Source organism: Aminithiophilus ramosus (assembly GCF_018069705.1).
Taxonomy (GTDB): Bacteria; Synergistota; Synergistia; order Synergistales; family Aminithiophilaceae; genus Aminithiophilus; species Aminithiophilus ramosus.
Genome location: NZ_CP072943.1, coordinates 1992378 through 2017815 on the forward strand (window position 1 = coordinate 1992378; position 25438 = coordinate 2017815).

Annotated in this window: 24 protein-coding genes; all 24 read right to left on the reverse strand. The window is 66.3% G+C overall.

Annotation, left to right across the window (positions count from 1 at the left end; all coding sequences use genetic code 11):
• Nucleotides 1-123: 123 nt before the first annotated feature.
• Nucleotides 124-858: a tRNA1(Val) (adenine(37)-N6)-methyltransferase gene (locus KAR29_RS09230; RefSeq protein ID WP_274372712.1), complete on the reverse strand. Its 735-nt coding sequence runs from the start codon at nt 856-858 to the stop codon at nt 124-126.
• Nucleotides 858-4265, reverse strand: a complete 3408-nt coding sequence (smc, locus tag KAR29_RS09235) for a chromosome segregation protein SMC (protein ID WP_274372713.1) — start codon at nt 4263-4265, stop codon at nt 858-860. Before smc ends, KAR29_RS09230 begins: the two co-directional genes overlap by 1 nt.
• Nucleotides 4231-5736 carry an Rne/Rng family ribonuclease gene (locus KAR29_RS09240; protein ID WP_274372714.1) on the reverse strand — a complete coding sequence of 502 codons (1506 nt, stop codon included), beginning with the start codon at nt 5734-5736 and terminating at the stop codon, nt 4231-4233. The genes smc and KAR29_RS09240 overlap by 35 nt, the downstream gene beginning before the upstream one ends.
• 6 nt (nt 5737-5742) lie before the next feature.
• Nucleotides 5743-6345 carry a TIGR03936 family radical SAM-associated protein gene (locus KAR29_RS09245; RefSeq protein ID WP_274372715.1) on the reverse strand — a complete coding sequence of 201 codons (603 nt, stop codon included), beginning with the start codon at nt 6343-6345 and terminating at the stop codon, nt 5743-5745.
• Nucleotides 6342-8168 carry a TIGR03960 family B12-binding radical SAM protein gene (locus KAR29_RS09250; RefSeq protein WP_274372716.1) on the reverse strand — a complete coding sequence of 609 codons (1827 nt, stop codon included), beginning with the start codon at nt 8166-8168 and terminating at the stop codon, nt 6342-6344. The genes KAR29_RS09245 and KAR29_RS09250 overlap by 4 nt, the downstream gene beginning before the upstream one ends.
• Nucleotides 8169-8212: 44 nt before the next feature.
• Complete coding sequence (gene rodA, locus KAR29_RS09255; protein WP_274372717.1) at nt 8213-9325, reverse strand: rod shape-determining protein RodA; 1113 nt, start codon at nt 9323-9325, stop codon at nt 8213-8215.
• Entirely contained in the window at nt 9322-9609 is a 288-nt protein-coding gene (gene minE, locus KAR29_RS09260) for a cell division topological specificity factor MinE (RefSeq protein WP_274372718.1), read from the reverse strand. The genes rodA and minE overlap by 4 nt, the downstream gene beginning before the upstream one ends.
• Nucleotides 9610-9612: 3 nt before the next feature.
• A complete protein-coding gene (minD, locus tag KAR29_RS09265) occupies nt 9613-10422 on the reverse strand; it encodes a septum site-determining protein MinD (RefSeq protein WP_274372719.1) in 810 nt (269 codons plus the stop codon).
• Nucleotides 10423-10478: 56 nt separating this feature from the next.
• Nucleotides 10479-11141 (reverse strand): septum site-determining protein MinC, encoded by a 663-nt coding sequence (locus KAR29_RS09270; RefSeq protein ID WP_274372720.1) that lies wholly within the window; start codon nt 11139-11141, stop codon nt 10479-10481.
• Between the two features lie 32 nt (nt 11142-11173).
• The gene (gene mrdA / locus KAR29_RS09275; RefSeq protein WP_274372721.1) at nt 11174-12925 is read right to left on the reverse strand and encodes a penicillin-binding protein 2; all 1752 of its coding nucleotides are present in this window, start codon (nt 12923-12925) and stop codon (nt 11174-11176) included.
• The gene (locus tag KAR29_RS09280) at nt 12925-13374 is read right to left on the reverse strand and encodes a rod shape-determining protein MreD (RefSeq protein WP_274372722.1); all 450 of its coding nucleotides are present in this window, start codon (nt 13372-13374) and stop codon (nt 12925-12927) included. The genes mrdA and KAR29_RS09280 overlap by 1 nt, the downstream gene beginning before the upstream one ends.
• Nucleotides 13371-14159 (reverse strand): rod shape-determining protein MreC, encoded by a 789-nt coding sequence (mreC, locus tag KAR29_RS09285; protein WP_274372723.1) that lies wholly within the window; start codon nt 14157-14159, stop codon nt 13371-13373. The genes KAR29_RS09280 and mreC overlap by 4 nt, the downstream gene beginning before the upstream one ends.
• 19 nt (nt 14160-14178) lie before the next feature.
• Nucleotides 14179-15237: a rod shape-determining protein gene (gene mreB, locus KAR29_RS09290; RefSeq protein ID WP_274372724.1), complete on the reverse strand. Its 1059-nt coding sequence runs from the start codon at nt 15235-15237 to the stop codon at nt 14179-14181.
• Between the two features lie 16 nt (nt 15238-15253).
• The gene (locus KAR29_RS09295) at nt 15254-15919 is read right to left on the reverse strand and encodes a JAB domain-containing protein (protein ID WP_274372725.1); all 666 of its coding nucleotides are present in this window, start codon (nt 15917-15919) and stop codon (nt 15254-15256) included.
• Nucleotides 15916-16560 (reverse strand): MBL fold metallo-hydrolase, encoded by a 645-nt coding sequence (locus KAR29_RS09300; RefSeq protein WP_274372726.1) that lies wholly within the window; start codon nt 16558-16560, stop codon nt 15916-15918. The genes KAR29_RS09295 and KAR29_RS09300 overlap by 4 nt, the downstream gene beginning before the upstream one ends.
• A 5-nt stretch (nt 16561-16565) precedes the next feature.
• Entirely contained in the window at nt 16566-17012 is a 447-nt protein-coding gene (gene dtd, locus KAR29_RS09305; RefSeq protein ID WP_274372727.1) for a D-aminoacyl-tRNA deacylase, read from the reverse strand.
• 3 nt (nt 17013-17015) lie between these two features.
• Complete coding sequence (locus KAR29_RS09310; RefSeq protein WP_274374956.1) at nt 17016-19217, reverse strand: RelA/SpoT family protein; 2202 nt, start codon at nt 19215-19217, stop codon at nt 17016-17018.
• 117 nt (nt 19218-19334) lie between these two features.
• Nucleotides 19335-20981, reverse strand: a complete 1647-nt coding sequence (locus tag KAR29_RS09315; RefSeq protein ID WP_274372728.1) for a single-stranded-DNA-specific exonuclease RecJ — start codon at nt 20979-20981, stop codon at nt 19335-19337.
• Nucleotides 20978-21322: a LapA family protein gene (locus KAR29_RS09320; protein ID WP_274372729.1), complete on the reverse strand. Its 345-nt coding sequence runs from the start codon at nt 21320-21322 to the stop codon at nt 20978-20980. Before KAR29_RS09320 ends, KAR29_RS09315 begins: the two co-directional genes overlap by 4 nt.
• Before the next feature lie 81 nt (nt 21323-21403).
• Nucleotides 21404-21709, reverse strand: coding sequence for a hypothetical protein (locus KAR29_RS09325; protein WP_274372730.1), 306 nt, complete (start codon nt 21707-21709; stop codon nt 21404-21406).
• 264 nt (nt 21710-21973) lie between these two features.
• Complete coding sequence (gene secF / locus KAR29_RS09330) at nt 21974-22873, reverse strand: protein translocase subunit SecF (RefSeq protein ID WP_274372731.1); 900 nt, start codon at nt 22871-22873, stop codon at nt 21974-21976.
• Between the two features lie 22 nt (nt 22874-22895).
• The gene (gene secD, locus KAR29_RS09335) at nt 22896-24275 is read right to left on the reverse strand and encodes a protein translocase subunit SecD (RefSeq protein ID WP_274372732.1); all 1380 of its coding nucleotides are present in this window, start codon (nt 24273-24275) and stop codon (nt 22896-22898) included.
• 135 nt (nt 24276-24410) lie between these two features.
• Nucleotides 24411-24692, reverse strand: a complete 282-nt coding sequence (gene yajC, locus KAR29_RS09340; protein WP_407649488.1) for a preprotein translocase subunit YajC — start codon at nt 24690-24692, stop codon at nt 24411-24413.
• A 111-nt stretch (nt 24693-24803) separates the two neighbouring features.
• The gene (locus tag KAR29_RS09345) at nt 24804-25430 is read right to left on the reverse strand and encodes a redox-sensing transcriptional repressor Rex (protein ID WP_274374958.1); all 627 of its coding nucleotides are present in this window, start codon (nt 25428-25430) and stop codon (nt 24804-24806) included.
• Between the last annotated feature and the right edge of the window lie 8 nt (nt 25431-25438).

Consider the following 25438-nt stretch of genomic DNA (forward strand, 5'->3'; position numbering starts at 1 on the left):
CGGAAGGGCCTTTCCCCTCGAGTCGGACGGCCATGAACGTTTCGGCCCCTCTCGAGGCGATACCTTTCCCCATAGGGACGGACAGAAGAAGGCCCCCGCTCCGAAGAGAGAGCGGGGGCCTTCTCACAGGCAAGGGCCCTCCCCCACCTCGTAGGCCGAGGCGAGGTCGGGCGGCGTGCGCCCCTCGCCGTCGACGACGAAGAGGGGCCTTTCCATGCGCAGCCCCAAAGAGCCGGACCGGACGGCCTCGACGAGGACGATGGAGGCCTCCCTGTCCGGGCTGTGGTGGACGGCCCGAAGGCGCTTGGGTTCGAGACGCGATGTCCTGAGGCCCTCCAGGAGCTCGGCCAGCCGGTCGGCCCGGAAGACGAGAGAGAGCCGTCCTCCGTCGCGAAGGAGATAGCGGGCGGCCTCGACGACGTCGGCAAGACGGCATGTCGTCTCCTGACGGGCCCCGGCCGAAGCTCCGTCGGCCGAGAGACGACCCCGGGCCAGATCGTCGTAGGGCGGGTTGGCGACGACGAGGTCGAAGGACTGAGGCCCGTAGAGGCGCCGGTGGTCGCGCAGGTCACCGAGTCGGAAGAGGACGTCGAGGCCGTTGGCGCGGCCGTTCTCCAGGGCCAGTCGATAGAGGGGTTCCTGAATTTCCAGTCCCTCCAGGTGGGCAAGGCCTCTGTTTCTGAGTGCCACGAGAAGGGTGACGCCGCCATGGGCCGACCCCAGCTCGAGGACCCGCCCCCGCCTGGGCGGGCGGGCCCAGGCGGCCAGAAGGATCGAGTCGAGGGCCACCCTCGGTCCGCGGAGAGGCTGGCGAAGGGTGAGGGCGCCGTAGAGGACGGCGTCGACGGTGGTCTCCATCAGTCCCAGTCCTCGAGGCGGACGCCGATGACCTGAGAGAGGCCCGGCTCGGAGAGGGTGACGCCGAACATGACGTCGGCCCGCTCCATGGTGATCCGCCGGTGAGTCATGACGAGAAGCTGGAGGCGCTGGGCATATTCCCGGGCCAGGTCGGCAAAGCGGCGGAGGTTGACTTCGTCGAGGGCGGCGTCGACTTCGTCGAGAACGGCCAGAGGGACCTTGGCCACCTCCATGGAGGCGAAGAGAAGGGCGATGGCCGAAAGGGACTGTTCCCCTCCCGAGAGCTGGCGCAGATTCTGAGGCGATTTGCCCGGCGGCCTGGCGATGACCTCGACGCCCGAGTCCCAGGTGGACTGGCCTTCGGCCATTTCGAGATGGGCCTCGCCGCCGCCGAAAAGACGGCGGAAGAGGGCGTTGAAGCCCTCGTCGATGCCTCGAAGGGCCTCGGAAAAGAGGCGCCCCGCCTCCCTGTCGGTGCCCTCGATGAGTTCCTTCAGCTCCTCGAGGGCACCCTGCACGTCCTGGACCTGGGCACCGAGAAAGTCGAGGCGCCCCAGGAGGGACTGATCTTCGGAGAGGAGCCCCATGTCGGGATCTCCGAGGCGACGCAGGGAACGTTCCAGGTCGCGGACGCGGCGACGGACCTCATCGACGTCCACGTCGGGGAGGTCCGCCGCCCCGGGATAGGGGGCATCCTCCTCCCACTGTTCGCAGAGGGAGACCAGCTCCCGCTCCAGATCCATGCGGCGCAGGCGAAGCTGCTGAAGCCGTTCCCCCTGGGCCCTTTCGGCCTCGCGGGCCGCGCGGGCCCGGTACTGGGCCCTGTTGATGCGGTTGGCGAGGCGACGGCGGCGGTGGCTCTCCTCGTCGCTCGAGGCTTCGAGAGCCGAACGCTCCCGCCAGAGGGAGAGGTAGTCCCGTCCGATGCGCCCCAGCTCCTCCTTGGCCGCCATATCGGCGGAATGGTGGCTTCGGCTTTCGTCGCCGAGCCGTTCGAGTCGGCCGGCCAACTCGGTCGCCTCCCGGTCGGAACGCGCCTTGAGCGCCTCCAGGGAACGATGGCGCTCCTCGAGAAGGGCCAGTCGGGACCGGGCGGAACCCACTTCGGCGCCGAGGAGGTCCTCTCGGGGAAGGTCGCCGAATTCGTCGAGGCGACGATCGATCTCCTCGAGCTCGCCGCGACCGCTGAAGGCGACCGTTTCGAGTTTTTTCACCTCGTCGACGAGGCGTTCCTCATCCTGACGGAGGGAAACCGCCTCCCGTCGGGCTCCCTCGAGACGACGGGAGAAGTCGGCGATCTGGCTTTCGAGGTCGCGGACCCTGGCCGAATGGGCCTCCTTTTCGGCCGCCGAAGTCAGTTCCTTCTTTTCCTCCTCCCCGTAGGCCGCCTCGAGGGAGGCCAGCCTGGCCGTCTCCTTTTCGAGCTTCCGCCGGGCCTCTTCGGCGAGACGACGCAGCTCCAGGACGCCCGGCCCCTGGCGCGACTTTCCTCCGCTGACGGAGCCTCCGGGCTGGAAGACGTCGCCGTCGAGGGTGACGATGGGGCACTTCACGGCCCGGCGGACGAGGTCGGAGCCGATCCCGTAGCCTTCGACGATGAGGAGGTCTCCCATGAGATGATCCCAGGCAGGTTGCCAGTGGGAATCGACGGTGACGAGGTCGCGGGCCCAGCCGACGACGCCCGACGTCGGGGGGAGGGAGACGGGCCGTCTCGGGCGGCACCGTTCGAGGGGCAGGAAGGTGGCCCGCCCCTCCTGGCGGCTTTTGAGCTGGTCGATGCAGCGCTGGGCCTCTTCGAAGGTCTCGACGAGGAGCCAGAAGGCCCTTCCTCCCAGGAAGGTCTCGAGGGGCGAGGCCAGGTGGGAGGGGCAGGAGAAGACCTCCAGGACGGGAACGGGCTTGGCATCGAGGCGTCCCAGCTTGGAGGCGGCCATGACGTGGCGCACGGGCCTCGGGTAGTGTTCGTTTTCCGAGCGTTCGGCGAGCTCGTCGAGGCTCTGACGGCCTCGGGAACAGTCGCGGCGGAGCTGCTGGATGGCGGCGCCCAGCTCCTGGCAGCGGGCGTAGCTCCTGCCGTGGCCGTCGACGGCCCGGGCAAGGGAGAGGGCCGCCTCGTCCCTGTCGACGACGAGAGCCTCGAGGCCCGAACGGAGGCGCTCCAGGGCCGCGTCCTTCTCCTGCAAAGAGGCGCGGACGACGGCCTGATCGCGATCGAGGGCGCGGCGGCGATGGCCGCCCCGTTCCAGAGTCGTCTCCAGCTCGGCCTTGCGGGCCAGAAGGGACTCCCTGTCGCGGCGCCGATCGTCGAGAAGGCGCCGCGACGCCTCCCAGCGCCCCTCCAGTTCGGCCAGGGCGACGCGATGTTCCTCGAGAGCGCCGAGGGCCTCTTCCAGCGAGGCGCGGGAGCTCTCGATCTCGGAGGCGACCTCGTCCCGTCGCAGGCCGATCCGGGCCCGTTCCTCCTCCAGGGCGGAACGGCGACGGCGCCGTTCGAGACAGGCCGTCGAGAGGGAGAAGGCCTTGCGGGTCAGGCCGTCGATCTCCCGCGTCAGCAGCTCGCGGCGACGTTCCTGTTCGAGACGACGCCCCTCGAAGGTGCCCGAACGCTCCTCGAGACGACGGCGAAGCCCCTCCCAGCGGGAGGTCCAGAGGGCCAGGGCAACCGATCTGGCCGCAGCCTCCTCCTCGGCCCCGAGAGCTCTCGCCCCCTCGGCCTCGGCCTCGGCGCGGCGCAGCCAGTAGAGGAGGCGGCGTTCCTCCTCCAGGGAGAGGAGCAGCTCCCGGGCCTGGCGGGCCCGCTCCACTTCGGGGGCGATCTGGCCGCGGCGGTTTTCCAGTTCCGCCACGAGGGTCATGAGGCGGGCCATTTCCGATTCGGCCCGGGCCATCCTCTCGGCCGCCTCGTCTCGTTTCTTCCGGTAGACGTCGATGCCGAAGAGCCCCTCGAGGTGAAGCCGTCTCTGGAGAGGGCGCTGATGGATCACTTCAGCCACCTCCCCCTGGCCGATGAAGGCGAAGCGGTCCCCCTCGAGGTGCCAGAGTCGCTTCCACTCCTCCAGATCCTGAAGGCGGAAGCGGTTGCCGTCGACGAAGATCGTCCCCCCTCCCTCGGCGTCGTAACGGCGCCGGACCGTGGCACGGCGCCTCTCGTCGCGGAGATGGAGGGCCACTTCGGCCTCCTTCGCCGGAGGAAGGGCGGCGCAGCCCTGAAAGACGAGGTCCTGCTGGCGCGTCACCCGGAGACGGCCCGCACTCCCCTCCCCCAGGACCCACCGGAGACCGTCGAGAAGGTTGCTCTTCCCGCTCCCGTTGGGCCCGACGATGGCCGTCAGTCCCGGGGCCAGAGGCAGCTCGTGACTGCCTCCGAAACTTTTAAAGTCCTTCAGGCTCAGCTGTGCGATGTACAACGACGGTGGCCTCCTTGTCCTTCAGCGCCGCCACCCGGCGCTCGATCTGGGCCAACGAGCCCTGGCTGTCGAGGCGGTACTTGCTCCAGGGGAAATCGTCGATTTCCCGCAGGAAGAGCCGGCGGTTCAGCTCCTCCTCCCAGGCAGGAAGGTAGGTCGAGGCGATGTGGCGTGCCACGTCGGGATAGAGCTCCATGAGGATGGCCTCCGACTTGCTCGACAGGGAGACCTTGCGCAGGAAACGTTTGACGGAGACGGCCACCGTCTCCTCCTTGAGAACCCATCCCGTGCCGGCGCAGAAGGGACAGCCCCTGGTGAGGGCGGCACGAAGATCGAGGCGGGCCCGCTTGCGGGTGATCTCGACGAGTCCCAGCTGGGTGACGCTGAAGACGCGGGCCTTGTAGCGGTCGCCGTGGAAGGCCTCGTTGAGGCGGTCGATGAGGAGCTGCCGGTCCTCTTCGTGATCCATATCGATGAAGTCGATGACGACGATGCCGCCGATGGCCCGGAGACGGAGCTGACGGGCGATCTCGTCGGCCGCCTCCAGATTGGTCCTGAGGACCGTGTCGCGCAGGTTGGTCCTGCCGACGAACTTGCCCGTATTGACGTCGATGACGGTGAGGGCCTCCGTCTGATCGATGATGAGGTAGGCGCCCGATTCGAGCCAGAGTTTGCGGTCGAGAATCGTCTCGAGCTCCTTCTCGATGCCGTAGAAATCGAAAAGGGGGACATGGCCGCGGTAAAGGTCGATCTCGGGGACGCGGCCGCGGCAGAAACGTTCCACGAAGGGACGGATCCTCTCCAGTTCCTCTTCGCTGTCGACGACGATCTCCGAGACGTCTTCCGTCAGCTCGTCGCGCAGGACCCGTCCGAGAAGGCCCAGATCCCGGTAGAGGAGGCAGGGAGAGGGCTGGACGGAGGCGTTGTGTTCCACTTCGCGCCAGAGCTCCAGCAACTCCCCCACGTCCTGGGCCAGATCTTCGCCGTCGATGCCCTCGGCGGCGGTGCGGATGATGACGCCGCACCCTTCGGGACGGATCTCCCGGGCCAGATGACGGAGACGATGACGCTCCTCTTCGCTTTCGATGCGCTTGGAGACGCCCGATTCCTTTCCTGCCGGCACGAGGACGAGGTAGCGGCCGGGCAGGGAGAGGCGCGTCGTGACGCGGGCTCCCTTCCCCTTTCGGGCCGTCTTCATGACCTGGACGATGACCTCGTCGTTGGGCTTGAGCTTCTTTCCTTTGGCGTCGTCGAGGTAGAGGAAGGCGTTGCGTCCGTCGCCGAGGTTGAGAAAGGCCGAATTCATGCCGGGGAGGACGCTGTCGACGCGGGCCTTGTAGATCTCTCCCGCCCTCTGCCTCTCCCACATCCGCTCGATGAAGAGATCGTAGAGACGGCCTCTCTCGACGATGGCGACGCGCACTTCCTCGTTGTCCAAGGTATTGGCGATGATCTTGCGATCACAGGTCACGGAAGGTCACCTCCTCGCCCGAAGGGCGGACAGGGTCTTGCCGTCCCAGGTGCCGACGGCCGTGCGTACGATGAGCAGATCGGCCCACCCCTCGAGAAGGCCGGCCTCGACGAGAGCCTTGACGAGGGAACCGGGACCGTTCTGGTTGGGATCGGCCAGAGTGGCGGAGAACCCTCCCCGCTCTCGGGAGAAGGCCAGAAGGGCCTCTCCGTAATGCCGGACCAGGAGGGGCTCCAAGGCCTCTTCCGAAGGAAAGCGGCGAAGGAGGACGCGATGGGCGGCGGCCTGGCAGAGCCGACTCAGGCCGGGTCCCTCGGCGATCTCCTCCACTCCCTTGACGTCCAGCCCCCGGGGGAAGAACCGGGGCCAGAGGGAAAGGGCCTCGTCGTCGGCCTCGTCGAACCAGAAGTCGGCCGGCTCGTCGAGGCCGACGACGCCCATGGGGAGGGGCGGCCCCAGGACGACGCGGGGATGGGGGGCCATCCCCTCCGTCAGGGCCGGAAGCAGGCCCGCCCTCCGGGCGGCGCGGCAGAAGAGAGGGGGAAGCTCGACGTGAGGGACGAAACAGAGAGGGCCTCTCTTGGCATAGTGGAGACGAAGGCGCTTCACGACCGGCTCCCCCCTTCGAGGAGGGGGCAGCCCCTGCTCTCCCAGCCGCAGCCGTTGCAGCCGCCGCGACAGTCGGGAGTCGTCTTTCCCTCGAAGGCCCGGGCCCGTTCGGCCAGGAGGAAGGACCGGGAAAGGCCGCTGTCGATGTGGTCCCAGGGAAGGCCCTCGTCGAGGGAGCGCCGTCGCTGGGCATAGGGAACGGGATCGACGGAGCAGGCCTCGAAGGCCTCCATCCAGGTGGCGAGATTGAAATGCTCCGTCCATCCGTCGAGACGGGCTCCCCGCCGCCAGGCCTCTTCGATGACGTCGGCCAGACGACGGTCGCCGCGGGAGAAGACCCCCTCGAGGAAGGTCTGCTCCGGCTCGTGGTAATGAAGGGTGAGATAGCGGTCCCTGACGAGAGAGCGCAGATAGCGCCCCCTCTCGCGGAGATCGTCCATGGGAAGCTGCGGTTCCCACTGGAAGGGGGTGTGGGCCTTGGGGACGAAACCGGCCACGGAGGCGCTGACTTTGACCTTCGCCTTCCGACTTCGGCCGAGGCGCAGGGCCAGGTTGCAGATATCGACGATTCCCTCCAGGTCGGACCGGGTCTCCGTGGGCAGGCCCATCATGAAATAGAGTTTGACCTGCTGCCACCCCCCGTCGAAGAGGGCCTGCAGCGTCCCTTCGATGTCCTCTTCGCTGACGCCCTTGTTGATGACGTCGCGAAGGCGCTGGCTTCCCGCCTCGGGAGCGAAGGTGAGACTGCCCTTGCGGGATTCGAGGCGCGAGGCCAGTTCAACGGAGGCCCGGTCCATCCTGAGGCTGGGCAGGGAGAGTTTGATCCGCCTCTCTTCCAGAAAGGGGGTCAGGTCGTCGAGAACGCGGGAAAGGCCGCTGTAGTCGCAGGTGGCCAGAGAGAGGAGCCCCAGCTCCTCCCAGCCCGTCGTCTCGAGCAGGGACTTGGCCTGGGCGACGATCGTCTCGGGGCTCCTCTCCCTCAGGGGGCGGTAGAGCATGCCGGCCTGGCAGAAGCGGCAGCCCCGGGTGCACCCCCGGAAGACCTCGAGGGCGAGACGATCGTGGACGATGCCCGTCGAGGGGACGATCATGCGCGAGGGGAAGTAGGCCTTATCGAGATCGAGGACCACGCGGCGCCTCAGGGGAAGAGGAAGGTCGGAACGGAAAAAGAGGCCCGATTCCCCTGAGGTCACATCGACGAAAAGGGGGACGTAAAAGCCCGGGGCACCGGCGATGGCCTTGAGGCGGTCGAGGCGGGGCTGCCCTTCCGTCTCTTTGACGAGCCGGATCAGGTCGGGCATGAGCGCCTCTCCGTCGCCGAGACAGAAGACGTCGAAAAAGGGCGCCAGGGGCTCGGGAGCGAGAGCTCCGGGGCCCCCGGCGACGACGAAGGGATCGCCGTCGCCTCTGTCGACGCTGCGCAAAGGGATGCCGCCGAGATCGAGAACGGTGAGGATGCCCGTCGCCGAAAGCTCGTACTGAAGGGTGAAGCCGACGATATCGAATTCGCCGAGGGAGCGCCCCCCTTCCAGCGAGGTCAGCGGCTCCTTCCGGCCTCGGAGAGCCTCCTCCATGTCGGGCCAGGGGCAGTAGGCCCGCTCGACGGAGACGCCCTCCATATCGCGCAGGAGTCCGTAAAGGATCTGGTAGCCCACGAAGCTCATGCCCACCTCGTAGACGTCGGGGAAGGCCAGGCAGAAACGGATCGACGAAGGGGACTCGTCGGGAAGGGCGGCGCCCCATTCGCCGCCCACGTAACGCGACGGACGCTTGACTCCGTTCCAGAGAGTCCAGCGCCGGTCGGCAAACTCGTTGATCTCCATAGGGGGCAACTCCTTTGATGGAGCCTGAAGGGCTCTTTCGATCTCTATTCGAGATACTTCTTGCGGCTTGCCGCGTAGACGCTCTGCACGAGGGCGAGGCCGACGGAGACGGAGACGAGGGCGCTTCCCCCGTAGCTGAACAGAGGCATGGGGATCCCCGTCACCGGGGCGAGCCCCACGCTCATGGCCATGCACTCGAACAGCTGAAACCAGATCCAGGCCGCGATCATGGCCACCATGACCTTGGCCCGGATATCCTTCGTCGTCAGGCCGACGGCGACGATCCTCCAGATAAGGAGGCCGAAGAGGAGGAGAACGGCCACGGTGCCGGCGAAGCCGAACTCCTCGGCGAAGACGCTGAAGATGAAATCGGTGTGAGACTCGGGCAGAAAATTGAGGCGACTCTGCGTCCCTGCCAGGAAACCTTTACCCCAGAGCCCGCCCGAGCCGACGGCGATGCGCGACTGGATGACGTTGTAGCCGGCGCCGAGAGGATCGATGTGGGGGTTGAAGAAGACGAGGATCCGCTGTCGCTGGTATTCCTTCATGACCGTCCAGCCCAAGGGGACGGCGGCGAGGGCCAGCCCGGCCAGGTTGGTGAGATAGCGCCGGGGAGCCCGGGCGACGATGAGGGCTCCGTAGGTCATGGCGACGTAGACGATGACCGTTCCCAGGTCGGGCTGCATCATGACGGGAAGGGCGATGCCGGCGGCGACGGCCAGGACGGTGAAAAGGCCCTTGAGGTCGACGGGAGCGTGAACGGCGGCGACACGCGAGAGGGCCAGGGCCAGGGCTATCTTGCCCAGCTCGGCCGGCTGAAGCCGGAAGGAGCCGAAGTTGATCCAGCTCTGGGCCCCCTTGGCGCTGTGTCCCACGACGAGGACGAGGACGAGAAGGGCGATGACGGAGCCGTAGATGGCGTAGCTCCAGCGGTAGATCTGCTCGTAGCCGATGCGCAGGACGATGCAGAAGGCCACCAGGGAGAGTGCCCCCCAGAGGGCCTGCCTCTGGACATAGGGAAAGTCGGCCCGCGACGTCCCGTGAGTGGCGCTGTAGATGGAAAGCAGGCCCAGGGCGAAAAGGGCCAGGGCCACCAGGGCCATCCCTCGATCGAGAGAGGCCAGCAGCTCGCGCCAGGTCTTTTTCTCCAGGGTCATTTTTCCTTCCCCGTCGGCCGGACTCCTCGTCGCACGTTGCGGATGGGGATGTTGGCCACGAGGGCGACGGAACGGTCCTCGTGTTCCAGTTCGAGCTCGATGTTGTTGTCGTCGATCTCCATGTAGGTGCTGATGACGGCGATGAGATCCCTCCGGAGGTTCTCCATCATCTCCGAGGAGATGTCGGCCCGATCGTGGATCAGGACGAGCTGAAGCCGCTCTTTGGCCACCTTGCGCGTCTCTCCGCCTCCGAAAAGGCTCTTCAGGAAGTCCACGGGAGTCATGCCTCAGCCCTTGAGCCCCAGGGCCTTGCGGATCCGGGACAGGAAGCCCCCCGCGCCCGTCAGGGACTCGACATCCATGAAGGGGACCTCCTCTCCGACGAGGCGACGGCTGATGTTCTCGAAGGCCCGCGCCGCCGGCGTGACGGAGTTGAGCGTCAGCGGCTCCCCTTTGTTGGTGGAGGTGACGACGCTGTCGTCTTCGGGGACGACGCCGATGAGGTCTACGGCGAGAATGTCGAGGACGTCGCTGACGTCGAGCATGTTCCCCTCGCGGACCATGTTGGGCCGCAGCCTGTTGACGATGAGGCGGATGGGACTTTTCTCCAGCGATTCGAGCATGCCGATGATCCGATCGGCGTCGCGGACGGCCGACATGTCGGGCGTGGTGACGACGAGGGCCTCGTCGGCTCCGGCGGCGGCGTTCTGGAAGCCTCCCTCGATGCCGGCGGGGCTGTCGACGAGGACGAAGTCGAAGTCCTCGCGCAGCTCGTCGCAGAGCGATTTCATCTGATCCGGCGTGACGGCGTCCTTGGTCCGCGTCTGGGCGGCGGGCAGGAGGTAGAGGTTTTCGACGCGCTTGTCCCGGACGAGGGCCTGCTTGAGGCGGCAGGCTCCCTCGACGACGTCGACCAGCGTATAGACGATGCGGTTTTCCAGGCCCAGGACGACATCGAGGTTGCGAAGGCCGATGTCGGCGTCGATGGCGACGACTTTGTGGCCCGCCATGGCCAGGGCGACGGAAAGATTGGCCGTCGTCGTCGTTTTGCCGACGCCCCCCTTGCCTGAGGTGAGTACGATGACGCGCTGTTTCACGGGATGTCCCTCCCTTTCAAAGTAGGATGCCCCGTGCGACTGGCCTTCCGGGACAATCACAGGGCAAATTCCTCGACGAGAACCGTTTCTCCGTCGACGCAGACCAGGACGGGGCGCCCCCACCAGGAGGCCCCTTTGTCCATGTAGCCGACGCGGCGCCCGATGCGGACCTGGCGGGCCTCCATGTGGGCGGCGAGAACCCGGGCGCCGTCGTCGCCGCCCGATCCGGCATGGGCCAGCCCCTGGAGGCGCCCCCAGACGGAGATGTTGCCCAGGGCGATCACTTCCGCCCCGTCCTTGACGTGGCCGACGACGACGACGTCGCCGTCGTGCTCGAAACGCTGCCCCGACCGCAGGGAGCGGAAGAGCAGATAGGAGGGGACTTCCGCCCTGACTTTGGGCGTCGGCGTCCGAGGCTCGCCTACGGGAAAGCCCGAACGGCGGAGGAAGTCCAAGGAGGCGCCGTCGAAGGTGACCCAGGAGAGAAGGCGCATCTTCGAGGGCCAGACGAGGCGCTTCATGACCGTGCAGAGGAGAGCCTCGTCGATGGGCCTCCCCTGGAAATCGAGGACGACGTCGACGCCCCTCAGCATCGCCTCCCCTTCGGCGGCGATGCGGGCGAGCTCCCTTTCGACGGTATCCCTGCCGAGATTTTCGGCGACGACGAGGCGCAACCCCGATCCGTTGCTCTTGAGGACAATCGATTCTTCGGCGGACACGGTGCTCTCTCCTTTCCTGAGTTCCTCCGGCCCTAGCGCCTGAGCTCGACGTCGTGATCGAGGAGATAGGCCAGAAGGCGGCCGGCCATGGGAGCGGCCTTGGAGCTGCCGTGCTCTCCGGCCTCGACGAGGACGCAGACGACGTAACGGGGGTTGTCGCGGGGCCCGTAGCCGACGAACCAGGCGTGGTCGGGACCGTGGGAATTCTGGGCCGTCCCCGTCTTGCCGGCCAGGGAGACGCCGAAACCGCCTGCCTGTCGCCCCGTTCCGGTCTTGACGACCGTCTCGAGGCCCTTGACGATGGGGGCGAGGAGCGTCGGAGGGATGTGGAGGTCGACGGGCTCGGGCGGGGCCTCGCCGTTCAGATGAGGCGTCACGAGATGACCTCCGTTGGCGATGGCGGCGTAGACGACGGCCATCTGAAGGGGCGTGGCCAGGAGGAAGCCCTGACCGATGCTGTAGTTGACCGTATCTCCGGGGTACCAGGACTCCTTGAAGCGGCTTTTCTTCCACTCCGGCCCGGCCAGGGATCCCGCACTCTCGCCCACGAGGTCGATGCCCGACGGGTGCCCCATGCCCAAAAGCGAGGACCAGGCCATGAGGTTCTCGATGCCGACTTTGAGCCCGATCTGGTAGAACCAGACGTCGCAGGAATCGCGCAGGGCCTCGACGAGGTTTTCCGAGCCGTGGCCCGTCCGCTTCCAACAGCGGAAGGTCCTGTCTCCGAGCTTGAAATAACCGGGACAGAAGACGACCGTCTGAGGCGTGGCCACCTTCTCCCCCAGGGCGGCCAGAGCCGTGACGACCTTGTACGTCGAGGCCGGCGGATAGACTCCGGCGATGGCCCGATTCATCATGGGCCGTCCCTCGGCCTCGATGATCTGACGCCATTCGCCGGCCGCCATCCCCCAGGACAGGGGGTTGGGATCGAAGGAGGGACTCGAGAAGAGGGCTCGAACGGCCCCGGTGGCGACGTCGAGTCCGACGATGGCCCCCCGGTCCTCCCCCATCATTTCGGCGGCCAGGCGCTGGGCCGCCAGATCGAGGGTGAGGGTGATGTCCCGCCCCGCCTCCTGGGGACGGTAGTCGAGGCGGCGGAGACGGCGTCCCCTGGCGTCGACTTCGATGGCCTCCTCGCCGCTGAGGCCCCGAAGGCGGTCCTCGTAGACGGCCTCGACGCCCATCTTGCCCACGACGTCACCGCCGCTGTAGCCCTGGCCTCTCCGCGCATCCAGTTCCTCCCGGCCGATCTCGCCGACATAGCCGACGATATGCGAGGCCAGGGCTCCGGCCGGGTAGACGCGACGCCAGACGGGAAAGGGGAAGAGCTGGGGAGAGAAGGCCGGGTCCGTCACCAGGCCGGCCACCTGGGCCAGAGTCAGGTTGGGAACGACGGTGACGGCCCGGTAGGGAGCCCAGTACTGACGGCTGACGTTTTCGGCCAGTTGAGACTCCCCTAGGGGAATGCCGTGACGGCCCAAAAGCCGGGCCAGATCGGCCAGGACGCCTTCACGTCTCAGGTAGAGAGGGTAGCCCTTGAGATCGAAGGTTCTGACGTTCAACGCCAGAGGCGCCCCGTTGACGTCGAAGAGGCGCCCTCTCTGAGCCGGGATCTGGAGGGTCCTCAGTCTGTTGTCGGCGGCGAGTTGAACGTAGCGGTCGAAGCGAAGGACCTGAAAGGAGAAGATCGCCCCTCCCAGCAGGAGGAAGGTGACGACGAGCATCCCTCGAAGGACGGCCAGCCGCAGGTCCATGTCGACGCGGCGATGGATCTCCTTGTTCATCACTCACCGTCCTTTTCGCCCCGGCAGCCCCACCAGCCGACGAGGACCACGACGGGCAGGGCCAGGATCTGCTGGTTGACGAAAAGAGGCTCCGTGGCCGCGTCGCCCCAGGAGAAGAAGTGGCCGAGGCCGACGGCGAGGTGAAGCCCGAGGGCCACGAAACCGAGCAGGATCGGGGATCGGCCGGCCTGGGGAATCCGCCCCCAGAGGGCGAGGAAGAGCCAGATCGCCGCCACGTAGAGAAGGGCCGAGAATCCCAGCAGTCCCGTCCACCGGGCGTCCCAGAGGAGCCCCCCGGCGAAGGCGCTCCAGAGGAGGGACTGGGGCTCGAAACGCCGAGAGGCCCCGAAAGAAACGAGCCCCATGAGGAAGAGATCGGGAACGATGAGCGTCTCCGTGGCCAGCACCTGAAGAATATCCTGAAGAAGCCAGATCAGAGCGAGCGTCACGGCGTCTCCTCCTCGTCGGAGGTCCAGATCTGGACGCGATAGAGCCGCGTCAGATCGGCGCCGAGGCGGATCCGGTAGGGACGGAAGGAGCCGTCGTCGGGCTCCTCGGAGGCGACGTAGCCGACGGGAATCCCCGGCGGAAGGCGCTCGCTGACGAGGGCCGTGCTGAGGCTCATTCCCGCCTCGAGGGTCCGCTCGACGGGAAGATAGAGCAGGTGGACCTGCCCCTCCTCGTCGCCGGTCACGACGCCCAGATCTCGGGTCTGATCGACGACGACGGGAACGAGGAGGCCCGACGACGAGAGGAGCTCCACCGTCGAGAAGGTCCCCTCGACGTGGGTGACGCGGCCGACGAGGAAACCGCCGCTCATGGCGGGATCGCCGGGACGGACGCCGTCGCGGCTTCCCTTGTCGATGCGGACCTCGCGCCACCAGGCCCGGGGAGACCGCAGGAGGACGCGGGCCGTCAGGGTCTTCTCTCCCTCCTTGGCGGGAAGGACGGGCAGGAGTCCCTCCTCGATGCGCCGTCTCAGAACGAGGTTTTCGGCACGGAGCGTTTCCATCTGGTCCAGAAGCGCCGCCCTCTCGCGGACCCATCCCCGCGAAGCGAGAAGGCCGTCGAGAAGGAGGCGGGCCGGGCGCTCGGGGACATCGAGGACGGCGGCGACGGCCCCCTCGACGGCGACCTTGAAGGGCGTTCCCGCCGTCGCTCCCATGAGAAAGAGCGCCACGGTCACGGCGATGATCCCCTGCACGCGGAACCCGCGAAGGCCTTTGTCGGTCATGGCCGATCGGGGAGGGCGATCAGAATCCGACCTTGTCGTTGACGGGAACGAGGACGGTCTTCATCCGGTTCAGCTCCTCCAGCACCTTGCCCAACCCTCGGGCGACGCAGAAGAGAGGTTCCTCGGCCGTCACGACGGGGACGTTCAGCGTCTTCGACAGCCTCTCCGGAAGTCCCTTGAGAAGGGCGCCTCCGCCGGTGATGACGAACCCCTGGTCGACGATATCCCGGGCCAGCTCGGGAGGGGTCTTCTCCAGGGCGTCGCGGACCATCTCCTCGATGCGGGTGACGATGGGATTGAGGGCCTCGCGGACTTCGGCGGAGGTGACGGAGACGGCCTTGGGAAGGCCATCCATGAGGTCCCGTCCCTTGACCTCCATGACCAGTTCTTCGTCGAGGGGCTTGGCCGATCCGATGGTCATCTTGATCTCCTCGGCCGTGCTCTCGCCGATGGAGAGGGTGTAGTTCTGACGCATGAGGGCGACGATGGCGGCGTCGATCTCGTCTCCGGCGGCGCGGAGGGAGTTGGAGACGACGATGCCGCCCAGGGAGAGGATGGCCACCTCGCTCGTTCCGCCTCCGATATCGAGGACCATGTTGCCGCGGGGCTCCTGAATGGGCAGTCCGGCGCCGAGGGCGGCGGCGACGGGCTCTTCGACGATGAAGGCCTCTCGGGCGCCGGCGTTGAGGGCCACGTCGACGACGGCCTTTCGTTCCACCTCGGTGACGCAGGCCGGAACGCAGACGATGACGCGGGGATGGGAGAAGGGCCCCCTCGACCCGACGGCGCGGGCCACGAAATGGGCGATCATGGCCTCCGTCATCTCGAAGTCGGCGATGACGCCGTGCTGAAGGGGACGAACCGTCATGACGCCGCCGGGCGTCTTGCCCACCATGGATTTGGCCTCGCGGCCGATGGCGATGACCTGCTGCTGCCCCCGCTTGCCGGCCTTGCGGACGGCGACGACGGAGGGCTCGTTGAGGGTGATGTCCCTCCCCTTGACGTAAACGACGACGTTGGCCGTACCGAGATCGATGCCGACGTCGCGACTGAAAAGGCCCGATAGAAACTTGAACACCCGATCTCCCCCGCTTTCAGAGGCAGGACCCCGCAAGGGGTCTGAATTCTCCTTTTGCCATAACGAAATGGCCCGCAAGTTTCATGTCGAGCAGCTCGAGCCTTCGTCTCAGGGCCTCCGTGAGGGCCCGGTCCTCGGCGCTTCCGACAAGAGAGCCGTCGGGGTGGTTGTGGAGCAGTACCACCCGGGACGTCTCGTGGCGGACGGCGCGGCGGAGAAGGTAGCTGACGTCGAGATAGGCTCCGTTTAGTCCTCCGTAGGAGAGACGGTCCTCTCCGAGAAGACGCTCCCTGTCGTCGAGGTAGAGGGCCACCACGTATTCCCGCGTCTCCGCGGCCAGATCGGCGGCCCACCAGGAGAGGCGACTCCTCCAGCCCGGCTGCCCCTCTTCGACGGCTCCGGCCCTCAGCCTCCGCCCCAGCTCCAGCGAGGCCAGAAGCGTGGCCGCCTTGGCCTTGCCCAACCCCTTGACGGAGAGGAGCTCGGCCGAGGTGATCCGGGCCAGCCCCTCGAGGCCGCCGAAGTCCCGGATGAGATCTTCGGCGACGGCGAGAACGCTTCTGGAGCTGCAGCCCGTCCGGAGAAGGACGGCCAAAAGCTCCTGCAGCGACAGAGCGGCCGGACCGTGGGAGAAGAGGCGCTCCCGAGGCCGTTCCGCCTCGGGAATCGCCAGGGAGGTCACGGCTCCCCTCCCCCACGGGGCCAATAGGGGTTCTCCCGACGTTCGGCGCCGATCGTCGTCGACGGTCCGTGGCCGGGGTGAACGGCCAGCCCGTCGTCCAGACCGACGAGCCTTTCGAGGGAGCGGAGAAGCCGGGCTCCATCGCCGCCGGGCAGGTCGCTGCGACCGATGCTGCCGGCGAAGAGGGTATCGCCCGAGAGCAGGAGGCTTTCCAGGCCGTGGCGAAGGAGGTAGCAGACGCTGCCCGGGCTGTGCCCCGGCGTGTGGATGACCTCGACGGTCATGGCCCCGACGGAGAGAACGTCGCCGTGGCGGAGGATCCTCTCGGCGGGACGGCAGCGGCAGTCGGCGCCCATCCACCGGGAGAGATTCCCCTCGGGATCGACGAGGGAGGAGGCGTCCTCTCCGTGGAGGGCCACGCCAAGCCGGGCCCTGTCCCGAAGAGCCTCGAGGCCGAAGAGATGATCGGCATGGCTGTGCGTCAGGAGGACGATTTCGAGATCGAGCCCCCTGTCCGAGAGGAAACTCAGGACCTCGCGGGGATCGCCGCCGGGATCGACGAAGAGGGCCCGGCCCCCTTCGTCCCAGATCAGATAGCCGTTGGTCCAGAGAGGACCGAGGGGAAAGCGCTTCATCTCCATGACGGTCACCTCGCGGGCGTGTCGACGACGAGCGTGACGGGGCCGTCGTTGACGAGTTCCACGTTCATGTGGGCCTGAAAGACGCCGGTTGCGACGGGGGGCCCCAGGGCCCGGAGGCGACCGACGAACGCCTCGTAGAGTTTCCGTGCCCTTTCGGGCTCGGCGGCGGCGACGAAGGAGGGACGCCGCCCCTTGCGGCAGTCGCCGTAGAGGGTGAACTGGGAGACGACGAGGATCTCGCCGCCCTCGTCGAGGAGGGAGCGATTGAGCTTGCCCTCGGCGTCCTCGAAGAGGCGCAGGTGGACGACCTTCTCGGCCAGCCAGTTCACATCGGTCTCGTCGTCACCGTGAGTCACTCCCAGAAGGAGAAGAAACCCCTTCCCGACGGAGCCGACGACCGTTCCGCCGACGGTGACGGAGGCCCTCGATACGCGTTGAATGACAGCTCTCATGGGTCACCCCCGAATGACTTCGATGACGTTGTCCAAAGCGTTGAGACGGGCCATGACGCGGTAGAGATGCTCCACGTCGCGGACGGAGAGATCGAGGGTCATGCGGGCCCTCTGGGCTCCGACGACGTTGGCCTTGACGGCGACCATGGAGGCATCGAGGTTCAGGAGGACCTGGGTGACATCGGAGAAGAGCCCAGGCCGATCGATGGCCTCCAGCTTGAGGCGCGCCGTGTACCGGTCGGAGTGCCCCCTCCCCCAGGAGACGTCGACGTTGCGCTCCGGCGACGAGGCGACGAGATTGGGACAGTCGGCGCGGTGAATCGTGATACCTCTCGACTTGGTGACGAAGCCAACGATGGAATCACCCGGGACGGGGCAGCAGCAGTTGGCCAGGGAGACGAGGACGCCGTCGGCTCCTTCGACGACGATCTCCGAATCGCTCTCCTTCTTGAGAGCGGCGACGGGGGGCATCCCGGGAGCGGAGGGCGGTGTCGTCTTCTGCTCCCAGATGCGGGCGGCCACTCCGGCCGGGGCGTGAGAGCCCCCGCCCATGGCGATGAGCAGTTCCTCGCCCGAGGCGTAGCCGAGGTCGCGGGCGATGTAGTTGACGGCCCCCGAAAAGGACTCCAAGGACGAGAGCTGGCCGTCGCGACGCTGAACCTCGCGAAGCAGGAGATCCCGTCCCCGTTCGAGCCGCGCCTCCCGCTCGGCCCGCTCGGCCTGACGGAAATAGCCTCTGATCTTGGCGCGGGCACGGCCGCTGCGGGCCAGCTTGAGCCAGTCCCGCGACGGCTTGCCCTGGGGCGACGTGAGGATTCGGACGATATCGCCGTTCTGAAGTTCGTGGTCCATGGAGACGATGCGGCCGTTGACCATGGCGCCGACGCACTTGTTGCCCACCTCGGTATGGACCTCGTAGGCGAAGTCGATGGGGACCGACCCCTTGGGCAGGGAGCGGACATCCCCCTTGGGCGTGAAGACGAAGACCTCCGAGGAGAGGACATCGGCCTTGAGCTGTTCCAGGAACTCGCCCGGCTCGGAGGCGTCGCTCTGCGTCTCCAGAACCTGTCTGATCCAGGAGAGTTTGGCGTCGAGATCGTCGAGCTTCTTGGGCCTCTCCTTGTACCTCCAGTGGGCGGCGATGCCGTACTCGGCGAGCCAGTGCATGTCCCAGGTCCGGATCTGGACCTCGAGGGGCTCGCCGGAGGGGCCGACGACGGTGGTGTGCAGGGACTGGTACATGTTGTTCTTGGGGTTGGCCACATAGTCGTCGAACTGGCCCGGTATGGGCTTCCAGATCGTGTGGACCAGTCCCAGGACGGTGTAACACTCGGTGAGGTTGTTGACGATGACCCGGAGGGCCAAAAGATCGTAGAGCTGGTCCAAGGAGAGGTTCTTGCGCTGCATCTTCTCGTAGATGCTGTAGAAGTGCTTGGCCCGGCCCGTGATGTAGCTGTCGATCCCCGATTCCTTGAGACGTCCCGACAGCTCGTCGATGGCCCTTTTGATGATGGCCTCCCTCTCGGGAAGTTTTTTGCGGACCCGACGACGCATCTCGTAGAACATGTCGGGATCGAGAATCTTGAAACAGAGGTCCTCCAGATCGCGCTTGATCTGGTAGATCCCCAGCCGATGGGCGAGAGGGGCATAGATCTCCAGCGTCTCCCTGGCGATACGGAGCTGCTTGTCCCGCCGGAGGGCCTGAAGGGTCCTCATGTTGTGAAGCCTGTCGGCCAGCTTGATGAGGACGACGCGGATATCCTTGGCCATGATGACGAGAAACATCTTGCGCAGGTTTTCGGCCTGGTAATCCTCGAGGGACTTGAAGGGGAGCTTGCCCAGCTTGGTGACGCCGTCGACGAGGGTCACCACCTCGGAGCCGAAACGCTCCCGAAGCTCGGCCTCCGTCACGGACGTGTCCTCCAGAACGTCGTGGAGAAGGGCCGCCGTGAGGGTGTCGAGGTCGATCTCCATATCGGAGAGGATCACGGCCACGTGAATGACGTGGACGACGTAGGGCTCGCCCGACGAACGGAACTGACCGCTGTGGGCCGTCGAGGCGACGACGAGGGCCTCGCCGAGGCGGGAGAGGCCCTCCCGGTTCAGGTAGAGGGTCGCCTTGTTCCAGAGTTCCTGCCAGACCAGCTTGACCGAGGCCACCCTCTGATCTTCGGGGAGACGTCCGATGAAGCTGTCGCGCAGCATCCGCAGGGCCTTGCTCTCCTGGCCTCTCGTTTTTTCGGCGCTCAGGACCTCGGCGGCGGTCCGGCTACGGCTGCTCTTGTCCGGCATGGATGTCACCTCCCGGTGGGGAAGACGAGGCTATCGGGCAACGACCCGTTCGACGAGAAACTGCAGACGACGTCTTCCCTGCCAGACGTTTTCGCGAACGCCGTAGAGGAGCCCCTCGGGCGGAGCCGTCAGTTCGCCGAAAAGCCGGGCGCCGTCGAAGGCGAGAAGGGAGAGTCCGGCACGCTCGACCTTGACGTGCCTTCCGTCCCGACCCAGCGGGGCGATCCTCTCCGTTCCCGACCAGGGGCAGAAGAAGAGGGGAGAGGGATTGCCGACGCCGAAAGGCCCGAGGGCGTCGATTTCCCGCAGGAGGTCGAAGCGGAACTCCGAGGGCTCGACGAGAAGGGCCTCGATTCTTTCCGGCTCCCGTTCGACGTCGCGCAGCAGGACCTCCAGGTTTTCCTGGACTTCGGGCCAGAGCCCCCTGCGGACGGAGAAACCGGCGGCGAAACGATGGCCCCCCCAGGTCTCGAGGGAATCGGAAAGACCGGAGAGGATCTCCACGGCGTTGCCGCCGTCGGGAAGACGGAGCGTCCCCCTCATGAGATCCCCCACGGGGGCGGCGAGGACGACGGGACAGTCCCGCTCCCGGCAGAGCCGGCTGGCGACGCCGCTCAGAACGCCGACGGGCCATGCCTCGGAACTGAGGACCAGGCGGCTCGCCTCGGCCATCGAAGAGGAAGCCTCCTGATGGACCTGGCCCGACAGAAGCTGTCGGCGCCGATTCAGGGTGACCAGAGATTCCGCGTCCCGGCCTTCGCCGAGGAGGACCGCTACGGCCCGGTCGGCCACGTCGAGCCGACCGGCGGCGTTGAGACAGGGAATGACGCGCATGACCAGATCGTCGACGGACAGGCTCCGCCGGTCCAGACCGAGCGAGGAGAGAAGGGCGGCCAGCCCCGGTCGCCGGCCGCCTCGGATCCGCTCCAGCCCCTCTCTGACGAGGGCCCGATTGAGAGCCCCCAGGGGAACGCAGTCTGCCAGAGAGGCCAGGGCGACGAGATCGAGACGCTCGTCGAGCCAGCCTCTCTCCACTCCGAGCCTTTCCAGGGCCGACCAGAAGACGGCCGCGGCGCAGAGGCGACGGGCCTCACCGTCGCCGTCGATCTGGGGATTGACGAGAGCCCGGGGCCTTGCCCTGCCTCCCTCGTCGAGGTGATGATCGAAGACGACGACGGGAACGCCTGCTCCGGAAACGAGCGATACGGCCTCGACGTCGCGGCTGCCGCAGTCGAGGACGATGAGGAAATCGCATCCTTCGTCGAGAATCCGCCGGGCCGCCTCGGGGTGGAAACCGTAGCCCTCGCTGTGCCGGTGAGGAATATAATAGCGCACCCGGGCCTCCCTAAGAAGGCCGAACTCGACGGCGAGGACCGTCGAGGCGACGCCGTCCACGTCGTAATCGCCGTAGACGACGAGACGACTCCCCCGTTTGAGATCGGCCAGGGCCGACCGGGCCCCGTCGAGACCCTCACCCAGATGAAGGGCGGCCAAGGCAGCCCCGAGGCTCGGATGAAGCAGCGCCCGAGCCGATCCGTCCTGATCGCCGCCGACCCCCCGCTGCTGCAGGAGCAGAGCCGTCAGAGGCGAGCAGTTCAGCCGTCGTGCCAGTTCTTCCGTGGCGACGTCGGCCCTCAGGAGAGAAAGGGAAGAGGTCCGTTCAAGAAGGGAGATCACGGCTCCTGCTGATCCCAAAGGGCCTCCGTCTCGGTTACGACGGGGCGGGGCTCGCCGGCCAGAGCGGCCAGAAGGGACTGACGCTCCTTCTCGAGGGTTTCGACCCGCTCGCGGAGCTCTTTCAGGGCCTTCCTGTGGCTTCCTTTCATTTCCATCTGGGCGGCGAGGGCGATGAGCCACATGAGAACGCCTCCGGCCGAAAAGAGAAGGACCTCCCAGAGCCCCTGGGGAACGTCGCGGCTCCACAGGAGAAGACGGACGGTGATCTGGCCGTCGTTCTGAAAGGCGTAGCCGGCGGCGGCGAGCATGGCCAAGGCGACGGCAAGGGCATAGCTCTTCATTGTCGTTCACGCTCCCTTGTTCTCGAATACCCCCTCAGGGGGTGGGGAAAGAACTGCCGCGACGGCGATCGAAGCTTTCCGTCACGAAGGCCGGCCTCCGCCCGCGGGAGATTCGAGGGCACGGACGCGCTCCTCCAGCTCCTGGAAGCGGTCTTCGGCCACGAGGGGCAAGAGGGAGAGAAGGCGCAGGAGTTCCCGTCGGGCGCCTCCGACGAGGCTCTCCCGACGGCGGCGAAGGCCCCGGCCGATGTCGGCGACGAGGGCATCGAGGTCCTCCTGGGGGAGCAGGCCCTTTTCCACCAGGGGGCGCAGGTGCGCCCTGCAGATATCGACGGCGACGTCGCCACTGCCCAACCCCTCGAGAAGAAGCTGCATGACCGATTCCATCTCAGCGTTCGCCTCCCCGGTCTGAACGGTCTCGCTCTATTCTAGTACAAAGTCCTCGAAAAACCACTCCGTGAGAGCCATCGAAGCGGCCTGCCCGGGGAACGGCGGCGCAAGGGGGGAAAGGGGCGGGGCCTTTCGGTTCATCGACGACGGGAGCCCGGCTGAAAGACGAAAAGAGGGCCTCAGACGCCGCGACGCCGAGGCCCTCTTTTCGCGAAGCGAACCCTCCGCCGGGAAGGAACTCCGGCGGGCAACGCACCCCGATCAGGAAAGACGGGGCGACTTCAGGTGCCACTCGGCGAGGACGGCACCGGCAATGAAGACGGAACTGTAGGTTCCGACGACGATCCCCATGAGAAAGGCGAAGGAGAAGTTGGCCAGGACCGGCCCCCCCCAGAGGAAGAGGGCCAGAACGGGGAGAAAGGTCGTCAGCGACGTGTTGATCGTCCGCGACAGGGTCTGATTGATGGAGAGGTTCAGGAGATCGACGATGCCCAGGCGGCTGACGTCCTTCCAGTTCTCGCGGACCCGGTCGAGGACGACGATGGTGTCGTTGAGCGAATAGCCGACGATGGTGAGGATGGCGGCGATGAAGGGAAGGGTGACCTCCCGGCCCGTGAGACTGAAGACGCCCAGGACGATGATCGAGTCATGGATCAGGGCCAGCACGCTGGCGACGGCGAAGCGGAAGCGGAAGCGGACGGTGATGTAGAGGAGGATGCCGCCCAGAGCCAGCAGAACGCCCAACATCGCCTCCTCGCGGAGCTGCTGGCCCACGACGGGACCGACCTTCTCGAGACGGAGGACTTCCATTGCGGGGAAGGCACCCTTGAGGGCTCCCAGCGCGGCGCGACGCGCCTCTTCGGGGTCCTGACCGCCGTCCTCCTGAAGACGGACGATGAGCCCCCTGTCGCTGTAGGACTGGATCTGCGACCGCCCCTTGCCGACGCCGTCGAGAACGGCCCGCACGGCATCGACGGTCACGGCCTCGGGGAACTCCACCTGGATGAGCGATCCGCCGGTGAAATCGATGCCGAGATTGAGTCCCCTGGTGGAGAGGAAGCCCAGGCTGGCGACGACGGCGATCAGGCTCAGGAGAAGAGCGCCGCGCCGCAGCCGCATGAAATTGATGTTCCAGACTTTCTTTTTTGAAGAAAAGGCCATCTCCATTTCCTCCTTGAGAGACTCAGGAACGGGCCGTCTGACGGGCCATGACGAACTGCACCAGGGCTCTCGTGACGATGACGGCGGAGAAAACGCTGGCGACGATGCCGACGCTCAGGGTAACGGCGAAACCACGAATGGGACCGCTTCCGAAATAGTAGAGCACGGCGGCGGCGATGAGCGTCGTCACGTTGGCGTCGAGAATGGTCGTCAAGGCCTTTCGGAATCCGGCTTCGACGGAGGCCATGCGGGTTTTGCCCGAGGCCAGCTCTTCCCGGATGCGCTCGTAGATGAGGATGTTGCCGTCGACGGCCATGCCGATGGTGAGGATGATGCCGGCGATGCCCGGCAGGGTCAGGGTGGCTCTGAGGCTGATGAGGCCGGCGAAGACGAGGAGGATCGTCACGGCCAGGGAGAGGTCGGCGGCGACGCCCAGGAACCGATAGTACAGAAGCATGAAGATCACGACGAGGCCGGCGCCGATCAGCCCGGCCCGCAGGCCCGACCGTATCGTGTCGGCGCCGAGAGTGGGGCCGACGGAGCGGTTTTCGAGGATCTCGACGGGGACGGGAAGGGCGCCGGCGCGGAGCATGATGGAGAGGCGTTGGGCCTCGGCGACGGAAAAGCTTCCGGAGATCTGGGCCTCGCCGCCGGAGATGCGCTGCTGGACGACGGGCGCCGAGACGACGACGTCGTCGAGGACGATGGCCAGCTGTTTGCCCACGCTCTCCTCCGTGGCTCTGTCGAAGAGCTTGGCCCCCTCGGAGCTGAACTTGAGGGTCACGACGGGACGTCCCAGGTTGTCGTAGGCCGTCTTGGCGTCGACGAGGTCCTTGCCGCTGACATCGACGCCGGAGAGGAGGTAGGTCCGTCCCAGATCGTCGTCGGCGGCGAGAAGCGTCTTGTCCTCGGCGGTCCGCTCCTTGAAGGAGAGCCCCACCTCGTCGATCCGGGCCTTGGCCGCCTGCCAGCGTTCTCCGGCCTTCTTGAAGGCCTCGTCGCTGTCGTAGTTGGGACGTTCGGGGCCGGGCGGAAGTTCGGGCGTCACGGCCAGAACGCGCCGGAACTCGAGCTGGGCCGTCTTCCCGATCAGATCCAGGGCCGCCTCGGGATCTTCCACGCCGGGAAGGTCGACGATGACGCGATCGGAACCGCTCCTCTGGATGACGGGCTCGGCGACGCCATACTGGTCGACGCGGTTGCGCAGAACGGCAAGAAGCCGCTCGACGCTATCGTCGTTCAGAGGATTTTCCGCCGTCCCCTTGGCCTGAAGGACGATGTGGGCGCCGCCCTTGAGGTCAAGACCGAGGCGGATCCGCCCCTGGAGGGGAAAGACCGAGATCAGGGCGGCGACGACGACGACGATCACCAAGGAAAGCCGCCAACGTTCCCTTCTGAACATAAAGACAGGACCTCCTTCTCTATTTTGCCGGATTTCGGAAAGGGGACATGGACGAAGTCGGAGACGGAAAAGACAGAAAAACGGAGCGGATGCGACGGCATCCACTCCGTCAGATCGACAGCTCTGCCCTGTCGATCAGTTGTCGGCGAGAGGTTCGGGCTGGATGACCTCTCCCGACGTTCTTTTCCCGGAAATGGACCCCTTGAGGATACGGACCTTGACGCCATCGGCGATTTCAAGGATGAAGCTGTCGTCCTTGACCTCGCGGACGGTGCCGTAGAAGCCCCCTGCCGTCACGACCTGATCGCCGCGGGTGATGGAATTGAGCATGTCCTGCTGCTGCTTCTGGCGCTTCTTCTGGGGCCTGAGGATGAGGAAGTAAAAGATGACTCCGAACAGGACAATGGGCAAAAGCATGCCCATAAGGCCTCCTTGCTGCTGCAAACGAACCGCCTCCCGCTATGAGGTTTCTTGGGAAATCGCTGCCCATTGTAGCACGGCAGCCCCTGCGATGTGAACCGGAAAAGCTCAGACTTCGCAGTGCTTGAGGTAGAAGAGCAGTTTTTCCAGCTCCACCGAAATGTCGACGCCGTAGATCAGGACGCCGTCGGGAGCGACGAGCGTCGTCGGCGCAAAGGACAGAATGCCCTTCAGCGTCCCCGCCTTGGCCGCGAGATCCACGACGGACTGTGCCGACGAGGCGGGAATGGTGAGGATGAGGACTTCGATGTTCTTCTCCATGAGGATTTTCGGCAGGGAGTCGGAGTGGAAACAGGGAATGCCCGACACCGTCGATCCGACCTTTTCGGGATCGACGTCGAAAACGGCCTCGACGGAGAACTTGTTGCTTTTGAAGGCCTTGTAGCCCAGGAGGGCCTCGCCCAAGCGTCCGGCGCCGACGAGACCGATGCTCCAGTGGTGGGGAGGCGCAAGAATCCCCTGGATGTGATCGAAGAGACGGTCGACGTGATAGCCGACGCCCCTTTTGCCGATCTCTCCGAAATAGGAGAGATCCTTGCGCACCTGGCTGGCCTTGAGGCCCAGCATCTCGCCGATCTCCTGGGAGGAGACGACGCGACGTCCCTCCTCGTGAAGCTGCTCCAGGAGGCGACAATACTGAACCAGACGTTCTACTGTGGGTTCGGCGACTTTCATGGTCAATC

Bases quoted from the DNA above. Each gene is read 5' to 3' on its own strand.
- KAR29_RS09250 (WP_274372716.1), bottom strand. From the start codon at position 8,168: ATGGAGATCAACGAGTTTGCCGACCGGCGCTGGACTCTCTGGAACGGA.
- yajC (WP_407649488.1), bottom strand. From the start codon at position 24,692: ATGCTTTTGCCCATTGTCCTGTTCGGAGTCATCTTTTACTTCCTCATC.
- rodA (WP_274372717.1), bottom strand. From the start codon at position 9,325: ATGACCCTGGAGAAAAAGACCTGGCGCGAGCTGCTGGCCTCTCTCGAT.
- minE (WP_274372718.1), bottom strand. From the start codon at position 9,609: ATGACTCCCGTGGACTTCCTGAAGAGCCTTTTCGGAGGCGGAGAGACG.
- KAR29_RS09310 (WP_274374956.1), bottom strand. From the start codon at position 19,217: ATGCTGCGCGACAGCTTCATCGGACGTCTCCCCGAAGATCAGAGGGTG.
- KAR29_RS09325 (WP_274372730.1), bottom strand. From the start codon at position 21,709: ATGGAATCGGTCATGCAGCTTCTTCTCGAGGGGTTGGGCAGTGGCGAC.
- KAR29_RS09320 (WP_274372729.1), bottom strand. From the start codon at position 21,322: ATGAAGAGCTATGCCCTTGCCGTCGCCTTGGCCATGCTCGCCGCCGCC.
- mrdA (WP_274372721.1), bottom strand. From the start codon at position 12,925: ATGAACAAGGAGATCCATCGCCGCGTCGACATGGACCTGCGGCTGGCC.
- KAR29_RS09300 (WP_274372726.1), bottom strand. From the start codon at position 16,560: ATGGAGATGAAGCGCTTTCCCCTCGGTCCTCTCTGGACCAACGGCTAT.
- mreC (WP_274372723.1), bottom strand. From the start codon at position 14,159: ATGACCGACAAAGGCCTTCGCGGGTTCCGCGTGCAGGGGATCATCGCC.
- secF (WP_274372731.1), bottom strand. From the start codon at position 22,873: ATGGCCTTTTCTTCAAAAAAGAAAGTCTGGAACATCAATTTCATGCGG.
- dtd (WP_274372727.1), bottom strand. From the start codon at position 17,012: ATGAGAGCTGTCATTCAACGCGTATCGAGGGCCTCCGTCACCGTCGGC.
- KAR29_RS09345 (WP_274374958.1), bottom strand. From the start codon at position 25,430: ATGAAAGTCGCCGAACCCACAGTAGAACGTCTGGTTCAGTATTGTCGC.
- KAR29_RS09230 (WP_274372712.1), bottom strand. From the start codon at position 858: ATGGAGACCACCGTCGACGCCGTCCTCTACGGCGCCCTCACCCTTCGC.
- secD (WP_274372732.1), bottom strand. From the start codon at position 24,275: ATGTTCAGAAGGGAACGTTGGCGGCTTTCCTTGGTGATCGTCGTCGTC.